General features: G+C 38.0%; 11 protein-coding genes and 1 tRNA gene. 9 read left to right on the top strand and 3 right to left on the bottom strand.

From position 1 onward, the window contains the following. Nucleotides 1–8 precede the first annotated feature (8 nt). Nucleotides 9–79: transfer RNA gene (locus WBG21_RS04505), tRNA-Gln, on the bottom strand. A gap of 178 nt (nucleotides 80–257) precedes the next feature. Between WBG21_RS04505 and WBG21_RS04500 the strand changes: the two genes are divergently transcribed. Next, nucleotides 258–3,509 carry a DUF2723 domain-containing protein gene (locus WBG21_RS04500; protein WP_340075252.1) on the top strand — a complete coding sequence of 1,084 codons (3,252 nt, stop codon included), beginning with the start codon at nucleotides 258–260 and terminating at the stop codon, nucleotides 3,507–3,509. Between the two features lie 48 nt (nucleotides 3,510–3,557). After that, a complete protein-coding gene (locus WBG21_RS04495) occupies nucleotides 3,558–4,133 on the top strand; it encodes a polysaccharide deacetylase family protein (RefSeq protein WP_340075250.1) in 576 nt (191 codons plus the stop codon). Between the two features lie 81 nt (nucleotides 4,134–4,214). Here WBG21_RS04495 and WBG21_RS04490 read toward each other — a convergent pair whose 3' ends face one another. Continuing rightward, on the bottom strand, nucleotides 4,215–4,511 hold the full coding sequence (locus tag WBG21_RS04490) for a thioredoxin family protein (RefSeq protein WP_340075248.1): 297 nt from the start codon (nucleotides 4,509–4,511) through the stop codon (nucleotides 4,215–4,217). A gap of 129 nt (nucleotides 4,512–4,640) precedes the next feature. After that, a complete protein-coding gene (locus tag WBG21_RS04485) occupies nucleotides 4,641–5,870 on the bottom strand; it encodes a metallophosphoesterase (protein ID WP_340075246.1) in 1,230 nt (409 codons plus the stop codon). A 200-nt stretch (nucleotides 5,871–6,070) separates the two neighbouring features. On the opposite strand from WBG21_RS04485, the gene polA reads away from it, so the two are divergent. The 7 genes from polA (at nucleotide 6,071) to frr (ending at nucleotide 13,413) form a co-directional block, all read left to right on the top strand. Then, nucleotides 6,071–8,899: a DNA polymerase I gene (gene polA, locus WBG21_RS04480; protein ID WP_340075244.1), complete on the top strand. Its 2,829-nt coding sequence runs from the start codon at nucleotides 6,071–6,073 to the stop codon at nucleotides 8,897–8,899. A gap of 150 nt (nucleotides 8,900–9,049) precedes the next feature. Then, the gene (rplM, locus tag WBG21_RS04475) at nucleotides 9,050–9,505 is read left to right on the top strand and encodes a 50S ribosomal protein L13 (protein WP_340075242.1); all 456 of its coding nucleotides are present in this window, start codon (nucleotides 9,050–9,052) and stop codon (nucleotides 9,503–9,505) included. Continuing rightward, nucleotides 9,506–9,892, top strand: coding sequence for a 30S ribosomal protein S9 (gene rpsI / locus WBG21_RS04470; protein ID WP_340075240.1), 387 nt, complete (start codon nucleotides 9,506–9,508; stop codon nucleotides 9,890–9,892). It begins immediately after the preceding gene. A 210-nt stretch (nucleotides 9,893–10,102) separates the two neighbouring features. After that, nucleotides 10,103–11,104: a 30S ribosomal protein S2 gene (rpsB, locus tag WBG21_RS04465; RefSeq protein ID WP_340075238.1), complete on the top strand. Its 1,002-nt coding sequence runs from the start codon at nucleotides 10,103–10,105 to the stop codon at nucleotides 11,102–11,104. Between the two features lie 49 nt (nucleotides 11,105–11,153). Then, the gene (tsf, locus tag WBG21_RS04460) at nucleotides 11,154–11,978 is read left to right on the top strand and encodes a translation elongation factor Ts (RefSeq protein WP_340075236.1); all 825 of its coding nucleotides are present in this window, start codon (nucleotides 11,154–11,156) and stop codon (nucleotides 11,976–11,978) included. Nucleotides 11,979–12,124: 146 nt separating this feature from the next. Continuing rightward, on the top strand, nucleotides 12,125–12,829 hold the full coding sequence (gene pyrH / locus WBG21_RS04455; RefSeq protein WP_340075234.1) for a UMP kinase: 705 nt from the start codon (nucleotides 12,125–12,127) through the stop codon (nucleotides 12,827–12,829). A gap of 29 nt (nucleotides 12,830–12,858) precedes the next feature. Beyond that, nucleotides 12,859–13,413 (top strand): ribosome recycling factor, encoded by a 555-nt coding sequence (gene frr / locus WBG21_RS04450; protein WP_340075233.1) that lies wholly within the window; start codon nucleotides 12,859–12,861, stop codon nucleotides 13,411–13,413. Nucleotides 13,414–13,463 lie beyond the last annotated feature (50 nt).

The raw sequence follows: 13,463 nt of genomic DNA, 5'->3' as shown, positions 1-13,463 counted from the left end.
GCTTTTTGTTGGCCCACAAGGATTCGAACCTTGAATGACTGAACCAAAATCAGTAGTGTTACCGTTACACCATGGGCCAGTGTTTATAAGCGCTCACTGAGCAGGTGCAAATTTAAGACAAACTTTTATTTGAACAAGAATTTTTTATTTTTATTTGTCTCACCATAATTAATCTTCCTTGTTAACGTTTCTTCAAAAAAGTACCCTCATAGCGTATTTATTATTAAATTCGCCAACATATCAGAAAAATAAGATATATGATTGCACAGCAATTTAGAAAATGGGATACGGTCTTCGGATGGATCGTTTTTTTTATAGCACTTATTACCTATGGGCTTACTGTTGAGCCTACTGCCAGTTTCTGGGATGCCGGTGAATATATTTCCACTTCGGCCAAGCTACAAGTAGGACATCCCCCGGGAGCGCCTTTTTTTCAAATGATGGGAGCATTTTTTGCCCTGTTTGCCACTAACCCTGAAGATGTAGCCTTAATGGTCAATTATATGTCCGTATCCTCCAGTGCTTTCACTATTTTATTTGTTTTTTGGACCATTACTAACCTGATTCAAAAGCTTGTTAAAACAGATAATGAATTCACAAACAGTAAAGCCATTGCTATATTGGGAAGCGGTATTGTTGGTGCGTTGGCCCTTACTTTCTCTGATAGTTTTTGGTTCAATGCTGTAGAAACCGAAGTATATGCCATGGCTAGTTTAATTATGTCCCTGCAATTATGGTTGGGGCTTAAATGGATTGATAATATAGATACTCCCAGAGGTAATAAATGGCTCGTTGTTATCGCTTTTGTCATTGGGCTAACCTTTGGCATCCAGTTTATGGGATTCTTAGCCATTCCTTCCATAGGGTTGCTTTACTTCTTCAAAAAATACAAGACAGTCACTACCAAAAATTTCATTTTGGCAAATATTGCGGTAGTTGCTCTATTGATGTTTGTCTATAAATTTTCCTTGACATATGTATTGAAAATATTTGGTTGGGGCGAGCTATTCTTTATAAATACTATTGGCTTACCTTTTAATTCAGGGACCCTAATCATTTTTATACTTTTTGTAGCAGCCTTCTATTACGGACTTCGTTATACCCGGAATAAAGGGTATAAATTGGCAAATACTATTGTGCTTTGTTTTCTTTTTATGTTTATTGGTTTTTCTTCATGGGTCATGCTTCCGATACGGGCAAATGCTAATGTAATTATTAATGAAAATAATCCTGCCGATGCACGTGCCCTTCTAGCCTATTACAACAGGGAACAATATCCCGGCGTCGATAGTCCCGTTTATGGTGCCATGTATTCTGACATGTTTGCGGGGCAAGACCCTGACAATCCTTATAAGGATGATAAACCCAAATATGAGCGTGATGAGAAAGCCGGTAAATATATCATTGTTAATAACTACAAAGATGCTGTGCCCAATTCACATCAAGACCATGTTGGTTTCTTGCCAAGGATGTGGAGTGCCGAACATGCTGAAAATTATATTAAGTATGTTGCTCCTCTTGACTTCAAAATTAAATCTGAATACCTGTCAAATAATGACCTCAGGGCAGCTGTTAACGAATTTAAAAATGATTATGCTTCCGGAAAAGTAGATGCGGAAGGCTATGTTTCGTTCTTAAGGCAATTTATAGAATATATTGATGTACAGCCCCCAACATTGTCACAAAACATCTCATTTATGCTTGAATACCAGTTCGGGTACATGTTTTGGCGGTATTTCTTCTGGAATTTTGTTGGTAAGCAAGATGATCTTCAGGGGAAATATGACAATCACGGGAACTGGCTAAGCGGTATCAAATTTATTGATGAATGGCACCTAGGGCCACAAAACAATCTTCCTTCCGATGTTAAAAACAATAGAGGCCGTAACACCTATTTTTTTCTTCCTTTAATTTTAGGAATTATTGGGCTTGTTTTTCAATTTAAAAAAGACCGAAAACAATTTTGGGTACTTTTATTGTTCTTTCTATTTACCGGGGTCGCTATCCAGTTTTACACAAACGTACGCCCTTTTGAGCCTAGGGAACGCGATTATTCATTGGTTGGGTCTTTCTATATTTTTGCCCTGTGGATAGGCATGAGTGTTTATGCCTTATTTGATGAATTTAAACGATTCTTAGCTCCAAAAATAGTAGCCCCGGCAATTACTGCTGTTTGTTTATTAGCAGTTCCGGCAGTAATGGCGTATCAAAATTGGGATGACCACGATCGTTCAAATCGCTATACAGCACAGGCTATGGCAAAATCGTACCTCGATTCTGTACAAGAAGATGCAGGAGCCCTTTTATTTACTATAGGTGACAATGATACGTTTGCGCTATGGTATGCGCAAGAAATTGAAGGGTACCGAACAGATGTACGAACCATTAATACAAGCCTCTTCGCTACTGATTGGTACATCGATCAAATGAAGCGAAAAGCGTATGAGAGTGAACCCATCCCGTCACAGCTCACACATGACAAGTATGCTTGGGGAGTCCGGGATGCGATTAAATATGAGCCCTTACCACTCAAAGATAGTATATGGTCCATCCAAAATTTTATGAATTGGGTAGGTAGTGATGACCCAAAAACAAAATACGGATACTTGCTCAAGCAGTTTGGTGCTGACCTAAGCCAATATCCTGAAAGTACTGCAGATCTGGTATACTATCCTACCAATAAGATACGGATTCCAGTAAACAAAGAAAATGTTTTAAAAAGTGGTTTGGTAAAAGAAAAGGATTCAGCATTGATTGTTGATCATATTGACATTGAATTACCTCAAAGTTATTTATATAAAAACCGGTTGCTAATGCTCGACATTATTGCTAATAATAATTGGAAACGACCTATTTATTTTACCGGGGGTAGTTTCGATAAAGCCGAATACATATGGATGAAGGATTATTTACAACTGGATGGGCTGGTTTATAAACTGGTTCCCATAAAAACACCCATTAATCGAAATAATCCTTTTGAAATGGGCAGGATTGATACAGAGCTTATGTACGATGTTGTCATGAAATGGGGTTGGGGAAATTCAGGGAGTCCCGACATATACCACGATCCTGAAACACGCAAAAACAGCATTAATTATAGAAGCAATCTTGCACGTTTGGTTGAAGCATTATTACAAGAAGATGAAAAAGAAAAAGCGGAAGATATTCTGAATCTTGCCATGGAAAAAATGCCGGTTGATAAATTTGGTTATTATGTATTCCTTGAACCCTACATGGAAGGATATTATAAAATTGATAAAAAGGAGAAGGCACGTGTTATTTTTAACCAAATAGCTGTAAAATATCAGGAAAATTTAGATTATTACAGCACGCTCCCTTTAGACCTTCAATACCAGATGGCTTCAGATATTGTATCGGATATAGAACGTTATCGGGGAATTTTAGATATCCTCGTAATAAATGATGACGAGAAAATAGGGAGAGAAAAAGTAGATCAATTCAATACCTATCTCGAAAAGTTCAATCATTTTTATAGAGACGACGAATAATTTGTGAGGTATATCCCTGCCAAAATACCCAAATTAATAAAGTTCCTTATGCCGGGCTATACATGGGACATTCCATCTATAAACAAAACCCTTTTCATTACTTTTGATGACGGGCCCACACCTGGTGTTACGGATTGGGTATTGGAAGAACTCCAAAAATACAATGCTAAGGCTACCTTTTTCTGTATTGGTAAAAATGTAACGAAACATCCAGAACTATACCACCGAATTATACATGAAGGACATGCAGTCGGCAATCATACGCATGGACATATCAAAGGTTGGAAGACATCAGTTTCAGACTACATAGAAGATATAGAAAAAGCGTCGGAAATAATCGATAGCAAATTGTTCCGCCCTCCTTATGGGGAAATTACGATTCCAAAAGGCAGGCAACTCAAAAAATTAGGTTACAAAATCATTATGTGGGATGTTTTAGCTATCGATTGGAAGCCTCAAATCTCTCCGGAAAAAAGTGTTTCAAATGTGATAAAAAATGCCAGAAATGGAAGTATCATTGTTTTTCATGACAGTATAAAAGCTTCAAGAAATATGAAGCATGCGCTTAGTGAAACACTTGCCTATTTCCATAATAGCGGTTATACTTTTAAAAGTATAAAATAATATAAGACCTCACAGGTTTTAAAAACCTGTGAGGTCTATTAACTTATATAAATAGGGAAATTAAAAGCTAAGACAATAGGTTTATACATATTCCTGTAATAACCCTATGAGAGTATTGGCATCCTGCTCTCCGCTTTGGCGCCAAACCATTTCTCCATTTTTATAGATCATAAGTGTAGGCAGCCCTTTTACCCGGAGCGCTTCTGCAAGTTCCTGATTTTTATCCACATCGATTTTAATCACTTTTGCCTTATCACCCATAGCGGCTGCGACATCCCTTAGAACGGCATGCATTTCTTTTGTAGCATCGTTCCAATCTGTATAAAAATCAAGGAGTATCGGTACATTTATGTCTATTAATTCACCAAACTTAGACATCCATTTATTGGTTTTAACAACTTAACAAATCAAATGTAATAAAAAAAGCTAAATAATTTGTACACCTATTACTTTTAGAGGTGTTTACACCTCCTTATTGAATTGAAAACTTAAACTGATGCAGTATTTCTATACCAACGATCTCTTTTTAAGTTCTATTACGGTAATTTCAGGCCAAATACCTACACGCCCAGGATACGCCAAAAAGCCAAATCCTCTATTTACATTAATAAACTGCCCCATTTCTTCGTAGATGCCGGCCCAATACTTGTACCGCCATTTTACAGGACTCCATTTTATCCAACCGGGTATTTCAATACCAAACTGCATCCCGTGGGTATGCCCGCTTAGTGTCAAATGAAAATGATGGTCATGGCTTACCACCTCATGTTCCCAATGTGACGGGTCATGGCTCATTAATATTTTGAAATCATCTTTCGCAATTCCTGTAATGGCGGTATTCAAATCGCCTGCTTTTTTAAATCCCCCTGCTCCCCAGTTTTCAACACCAACAATAGCAATACGTTCGCCGTTTTTCTCAAGATAACGATTGTCATTCAATAGCAAATCAAAACCAATTTCTTTCTGAATCTCCTTTAAAAGTTCCAGGTTCGCTGTCTTTTTTTCTTCGCTTTCCCAACTTACATAATCACCATAATCATGATTCCCCAAAACAGAATATTTTCCATCTTTTGCCTCCAATTTTGCAAAGGTTTCTTTCCAAGGGAGCATTTCCGTGGCCATGTTGTTTACCATATCACCTGTAAATAGAATAAGGTCACTTGCCTGCTTGTTAACAAGGTCTATGGCATATTCTATCTTGTTTTTATTATCAAAACTACCGGAGTGGATATCACTTATTTGTGTAATCTGGTAGCCATCAAAACTTTCCGGAAGGTCATCAAAATGAAGTGTGTATTTTAAAACCCTAAAATCATATTTTCCTTTATACATACCATAAAGCAAAGATGCAAAGGGTATCGCTGCAATCCCTAATGCTACTGTACTTATAAATTTTCTTCTGGAAGGAATACTAAATGATTCAGCAGTACCGAATAATTTGCTATACAAGCCTGCGCCAAGCCTGTAAATATCTTCACCAAACAAAAATGGCAAGACAAAAAGTTTAAGCGCCATCAACGTCAACAAAAAACCAAACGCATAACTTTTTATAGGTGTCAATACCCTTCCCGTATCATTACTAATTACGAATTGTAATATGAAGTTTCCGACCACCAAAACAGATACTAAAATATGTGCATAGTGTATCCACACATTTTTAGTAACGGTCTTTACTGCCTGGAAAGCATACCAGTCAATAATCACATAAATCAGGATAAAAATGATCCAACGAATCATGAGCAATTTTATCTTTTTTACAAAAATATTACATCCATTCCTTACTTATACCATCTTTATATTAAGATTAACAGGGTTACATATAAAAAAACATTTTAGCACCTCCTATTTACTTTGTAGTTTTGAAAATAGCATAAAAATAATTAGTAGCGAGTGCTTCATGCCAACTTCCAAGCACTCAATACTCAATACTAAAAATAATGTCTGAACAAAAACGCCTTTTTTTACTTGATGCCTATGCATTAATCTTTCGTGGGTACTATGCATTCATCAAAAATCCCCGTATCAACTCAAAAGGATTGGATACCTCTGCCATTATGGGCTTCATGAATTCATTGCTCGATGTCATCAAACGTGAGAAGCCCGACCATCTTGCAGTTGCTTTTGACAAAGGAGGTTCTGAAGCCCGGACAGAACTGTTTGAAGCCTACAAAGCAAACAGGGATGAAACTCCGGAGGCCATTAAAATTGCCGTTCCGATTATTCAAGACATTCTTAAAGCCATGCATATCCCGGTGTTGGAAAAACCCGGCTATGAAGCGGATGACATCATTGGCACACTCTCTAAACAAGCTGAAAAGCAAGGGTATAAAACCTATATGGTGACCCCCGATAAAGATTTTGCTCAATTGGTCTCAGACAATATTTTTATGTACAAACCTTCCCGTATGGGCAATGGCATTGAAATTTGGGGTGTAAAAGAAATACAGGAAAAATTTGAAGTAGAACACCCCGAACAGGTCATTGACCTTCTTGGAATGATGGGTGACTCCGTCGACAACATCCCTGGATTCCCCGGCGTAGGTGAAAAAACAGCTAAAAAATTCATCCAAGAATTTGGAAGTATGGAAAACCTATTGGCAAATACCGATAAGCTGAAAGGCAAGATGAAAGAAAAAGTAGAAGCAAATGCCGAACAGGGAATCCTTTCTAAAAAACTAGCCCGCATCATGCTCGATGTCCCGGTTACATTCCATGAAGAGGATTTTGAACTGAACACTCCGGACATTGAAAAGGTAAAAGAACTATTTCAGGAGCTTGAATTTCGGAGGCTCACTGAAAACCTTTTAAAAATATTCGGGCAAGAAGAAGTTGTAGAGCACAATACCAACTTATCAAAAGCTCCAGAGCAAAAAGCTACTCCCCAAAATGTGCAGTTTGATTTGTTTAACACGCCCAATGAAGATATTTCAGAGACAACTTCATCATCAACCTATAATACAATTGATAATCAGGGCCATTTTTATCAATATGTAAATACCCCGCTTGCCAGAAAGCTATTGCTAAACAAGCTTGTGAAACAACAAAGTGTCTGTTTTGATACCGAGACTACCAGCCTAAAATCGTTGCAGGCAGCACTGGTCGGCATTGCCTTTTCTTGGGAAGTTGGTAAAGGCTATTATGTAACCTTTCCGGAAGATCAGCAAGAAACAACTGCTATCCTAGAAGAATTCAGACCCTTTTTTGAAGCAGAAACCATTGAAAAAATTGGGCATAATTTAAAGTATGACATTAAAGTGCTTTCCAACTATCAAATGCCTGTAAAAGGAACACTCTTTGATACGATGATTGCCCATTACCTTATCAATCCGGATATGCGGCACAATATGGACCTTTTAGCAGAAACCTATCTCAACTATCAGCCTGTTTCCATCGAAACACTTATTGGAAAGAAAGGAAAAAACCAAAAATCCATGCGTACTGTTGCCGTAGAACAACAAACTGAGTATGCGGTTGAAGATGCTGACATCACACTGCAATTAAAACACCTATTTGAAAAAGAGCTCCCCAATCGGAATGCATCAAAACTATTTAAAGAATTGGAGTCTCCGTTAGTGAATGTGTTGGCCAATATGGAAATTGAAGGCATCAATATTGATGTTGGATTCCTTAAATCCCTATCTAAAGACCTGACCATTGATATTAGAAACCTTGAAAAAACTATCTATGAACAAGCAGGCGAAGAATTTAATCTCGCCTCTCCCAAACAATTAGGTCCTATTTTATTTGATAAGTTGAAATTAGTTGATAAACCTAAAAAAACCAAAACCGGACAGTATTCTACCGCAGAAGATGTACTCTCATATCTCGCAAAAGACCATAAAATCATAGCCGACATATTGGAATGGCGGCAATTACAAAAATTACAAAACACCTATGTAGATGCATTACCCAATGAGGTAAACCCCAAAACAAATAGAATACACACCATCTATAGCCAAGCTGTTGCTGCTACCGGACGGTTGAGCAGTAACAATCCCAACTTACAAAACATCCCGATCCGGACAGCACGTGGCCGGCAAGTACGGAAAGCGTTCATTCCAAGAAGTGATGATTACTTTTTATTAGCCGCCGATTATTCCCAAATCGAGCTTCGCGTCATTGCTGCTTTAAGTGAAGAAGAAACTATGATCAAAGCATTTCAAAATGGGGAAGATATTCACGCATCAACAGCAGCCAAAGTATTCAATGTTCCGTTGGAAGAAGTTACCCGGGAGCAGCGCAGTAATGCCAAAACCGTAAACTTCGGCATCATTTATGGGGTGTCGGCGTTCGGGCTTAGCAATCAGACCACCCTTTCGCGTAGTGAGGCTAAAGAGCTTATCGACACCTATTACAAAACCTATCCAAAATTACGGGCCTACATAAACCATCAAATCCATTTTGCACAAGACCATGGATATGTAGAAACCGTCTTAGGCCGGAGGCGTTACCTGCCTGATATCAATTCCCGAAATCAGGTGGTGCGAGGTGCCGCAGAACGCAACGCCGTGAATGCCCCCATACAGGGAAGTGCAGCCGATATTATTAAACTCGCCATGATTGACATTCATAGAAAGCTAAAAGAAGGGAATTTTAAAACTAAAATGCTTTTGCAAGTCCATGATGAATTGGTTTTTGATGCTTATAAAGCCGAACTGGAAACCGTAAAGCCCCTTATTAAAACTGCTATGGAAAACGCCTATCAATTAGCTGTTCCGTTGGATGTGGAAATAGGCTTAGGCACAAATTGGCTAGAGGCACATTAATAGTTAAAGAATGAATCTATTTATCAGATAGAAAATTCTGCTTTTCCTATTTGTAATTAAAATTTAAAAATGTACATTTGCAGCCCCTTAGCATAAAAACACCTCTATACTAAGGTAGATTGAAATGTTTAATACTTAAAAAGAGTTAATGTGGATACATTAAGCTATAAAACCGTTTCGGCCAACAAAGCAACGGTAAACAAACAGTGGGTACTTGTAGATGCGGAAGGCCAAACATTGGGTCGCCTTGCTTCTAAAGTGGCTAAACTACTTAGAGGTAAATATAAGCCTGAGTTTACGCCTCATGTTGATTGTGGAGATAACGTTGTGATCATCAATGCAGAAAAAATCAACTTGACCGGAAATAAATGGGATGCTAAAGAGTACATTCGCCATACAGGTTATCCCGGCGGACAACGAAGCATTACAGCAAGAGCGCTTTTAGCAAAGCACCCCGTTCGAATTGTAGAAAAAGCAATAAAAGGGATGCTCCCTAAAAACAAATTGGGCGCTGAGCTATTCCGAAACTTAAAAGTATATGAAGGTGCTGAGCATAAGCAAGAAGCACAAAAACCAACAGTAATTAACTTAAACGATCTTAAGTAAATGGAAGTAATTCACAAAATAGGTAGAAGAAAGACTGCTGTTGCACGTATCTATGTCTCCGAAGGAAAAGGAGCCATCACTGTCAACAAAAAAGAGCTAAACACCTACTTCCCTACTGCTACCTTACAATACAAAGTAAAACAACCTCTTGAGTTAACAAATAATACTGAAACCTTTGATATTAAAGTAACTGTCTATGGAGGTGGTATCACAGGGCAAGCAGAAGCGGTTCGTTTAGCTATTTCAAGGGCACTTTGTGAAGTAGATGCCGAAAATAGAAGCACATTAAAACCTGAAGGTTTATTGACCAGAGATCCGAGAATGGTGGAGCGTAAAAAATTCGGACAGAAAAAAGCGCGTAAGAAATTCCAGTTCTCTAAACGTTAATATATGCTCTGAACTTCGGTTCAGAACCTTTTTTGACATATTGATATTGCTAAAACCCGAAAAAATCGGAACGGCACTGAAAAATTAATTATTAATCATTGTTGTTGTTGCTCTGCACATGCAGAACTTAGTTTAGCATCCAAATGGTAAAGGCCGGAAATACCGCCACTTTATCATTGCTAACTCAACGGAACGTAAACTATTTTAAAAATGGCAAATAAAACAGAAGTAAAAGATTTACTTGAAGCTGGTGTGCATTTTGGCCACCTCACCCGGAAATGGAATCCCAACATGGCTCCTTATATCTACATGGAGCGGAACGGAATTCACGTTATCAATTTATACAAAACCGTAGCAAAGCTTGAAGAAGCTAGTGAAGCCCTTAAAAAAATTGCAGCTTCCGGAAGAAAAATTCTCTTTGTAGCTACTAAAAAACAAGCAAAAGATATTGTTGCTGAAAAAGCAGGCAATGTAAATATGCCATATATTACTGAGCGTTGGCCCGGGGGTATGCTCACCAATTTTGTTACCATCAGAAAAGCTGTCAAAAAAATGGCCGCGATAGATAGAATGAAAAAAGATGGAACATTTGATACCCTCTCTAAGAAAGAACGTTTACAGGTAGACCGTTTACGAGCTAAACTGGAGAAAAACTTAGGGTCGATTGCCGATATGACCCGTTTACCCGGGGCATTGTTCATTGTAGATACGATGAGAGAACACATTGCAGTAAAAGAAGCGCAAAAGCTGAACATCCCTATTTTTGCAATGGTTGACACCAATTCAGATCCCAGGGATATTGATTTTGTGATCCCTTCCAATGATGATGCTTCAAAATCTATTGAAAAAATACTGACCCATATCACAGAAGCTGTTGCAGAAGGCCTAAGCGACCGAAAAGCAGAAAAAGAAAACAACAAAGCGGAAGAAGAAGAGGAAGAGACAGTAGAATCAAAGAAAGACATTGTTGTTGATGAGGATGAAGAGAAAGAACTAGTTGCAAAGAAAGCAAAGGCTAAAAAACCAGTAGCAAAACCAAAGAAGAAAGAAGAAGAGGAAGAAGCCAAAGAAGAAACAAAAAAAGCAAAGACTACGAAAGCTTCTGCTACCAAAAAGAAAACAACAGCAAAAAAAGAAGCAGCAGAAAAACCAAAAAAAACCACTAAAAAGGTTACTAAAAAAACGGAAGAAAAAACTTCAGAAGAAAAATAATTACTACTTAGTACAACAACATTAAGTAAACTAAAAAAGGAAAACAGAAATGGCAACTATTACGGCTTCAGACGTAAACAAATTAAGAAAAGCTACCGGTGCTGGTATGATGGATTGTAAAAATGCATTGGTAGAAGCAGATGGAGATTTTGATAAAGCGATAGAAATACTCCGTAAAAAAGGACAAAAAGTAGCTGCAAAAAGAGCTGACAGAGAATCCTCTGAAGGAGCTGTTATTGCAAAAGTGAACGATAGCAATACAAGTGGTGTCATCGTATCATTGAACTGCGAAACAGATTTCGTTGCAAAAAATGAAACCTTCGTGAACCTAGCACACGAATTAGCACAATTAGCATTAAATACTGCAACAAAGGAAGATTTCTTGGCGGCAGATTTTGGTGGCATGAGCGTTGCTGATAAATTGACCGAACAAACCGGTGTTATCGGTGAGAAGATTGAAATAGGTGCATTTAAAAAATTAGATGCCCCATATGTTGGTGCCTATATCCATGCAGGCAACAAAATAGCAACTCTTGCAGGTCTTTCTGCTAATGTAGAAGGTGTTGCTATAGTAGCAAAAGATGTTGCCATGCAAGCAGCAGCAATGAACCCTGTTGCATTGAATGAAGAAGGCGTTGATCAATCCGTTATAGATAAAGAAATTGAAATTGCCAAAGATCAGTTGCGACAAGAAGGAAAGCCCGAAGCAATGCTAGATAACATCGCCAAAGGAAAGCTAAAACGTTTCTTTAAAGACAATACACTCGTAAATCAAGATTTCATCAAAGACAGCAAACAAAGTGTGGCTGCCTACGTAAAATCTGTAAACAATGACTTAACCGTTGTAGGTTTTGAACGAGTTGCATTAGGATAAAAAGTGCTCTAAGTAGCATATTTGAAATAATAAGAAAAAGTCAAGGCCGTGCCACAAAATTTTGTGACACGGTTTTTTTCATTCAGAAAATTGTATTTCTACAATCTAAGATTATAACTATATTTGCACAACTTATCCCGAAAAATATGCAATACAAGAGAATCCTACTAAAACTAAGTGGCGAAGCCCTGATGGGGGATAGGCAATATGGAATAGACCCGAAAAGGCTAGAAGCATATGCCCAAGAGATTAAAGAAGTTGTGGACAAAGGTATCGAAGTCGCTATTGTCATAGGAGGAGGAAACATTTTTAGAGGAGTTGCCGGTGCCAGCAATGGTATAGACCGTGTGCAAGGTGATTATATGGGAATGCTGGCCACTGTTATAAATGGGCTAGCCCTACAAAGTGCCTTAGAAGCTGCCGGTTTATATACACGTTTATTATCTGCCATAAAAATGGAAGCCATTGCAGAACCTTATATAAAAAGAAGGGCTGTAAGGCACTTAGAAAAAGGGCGTGTGGTTATTTTTGGCTCTGGAACAGGAAACCCTTTTTTCACTACAGACTCTGCTGCTGTATTAAGGGCTATAGAAATTAACGCAGATGTTATTTTAAAGGGCACCCGTGTAGATGGTATTTACACAGCTGACCCTGAAAAAGACAAAAATGCTGTTAAGTTTGATCAGCTTTCTTTCAATGATGTATTGACTAAAGGTCTTAAAGTGATGGACATGACTGCGTTTACCTTAAGCCAGGAAAATGATCTCCCTATTATCGTTTTTGACATGAACAAAAAAGGAAACTTAATAAAAGTAGTTTCGGGAGAAACTGTAGGAACCACGGTCAATTAATACTGACGTATAACTATAAAAATATAGTCATGAACGAAGAAATAAATTTTATCATAGACACTACCAAAGAAGCAATGGAAGGAGCCATTGACCATCTTAAAAAAGAACTCGTGAACATTCGTGCCGGAAAGGCCAACCCCTCCATGGTCAGTAACGTATTTGTTGATTATTATGGTACGCAGACCCCTTTAAACCAAGTAGCAAACGTAAACACCCCGGATGCACGGACTATCAGTATCCAACCATGGGAAAAAAGCATGCTACAAACCATCGAAAAAGCAATTATAGTGGCCAATCTGGGGTTTAATCCCATGAACAATGGTGAAAATATCATTATTAATGTGCCGCCATTGACAGAAGAACGACGAAAAGATTTGGTAAAACAGGCAAAAGGAGAAGCAGAACATGCCAAAGTAAGTATCCGAAATGCCCGGCAAGATGCTAATAAGGAAATTAAAAAATTAGATATCTCTGAAGATTTGACAAAAAATGCCGAAATAGATGTCCAGGAACTGACCGACAGCTACATAAAAAAAGTAGAGGATATCCTAGTTATCAAAGAAAAAGACATCATGACTGTTTAAGTTAAAGCTTATCTTCCTTTTTCTTAAATATGTTAAGCTTATTATTCATA

This window comes from Leptobacterium meishanense (assembly GCF_037645805.1).
Lineage (GTDB): Bacteria > Bacteroidota > Bacteroidia > Flavobacteriales > Flavobacteriaceae > Leptobacterium_A > Leptobacterium_A meishanense.
Note: the sequence above shows the minus strand (reverse complement) of the source record. Positions and strands in the feature narration are given on the sequence as shown.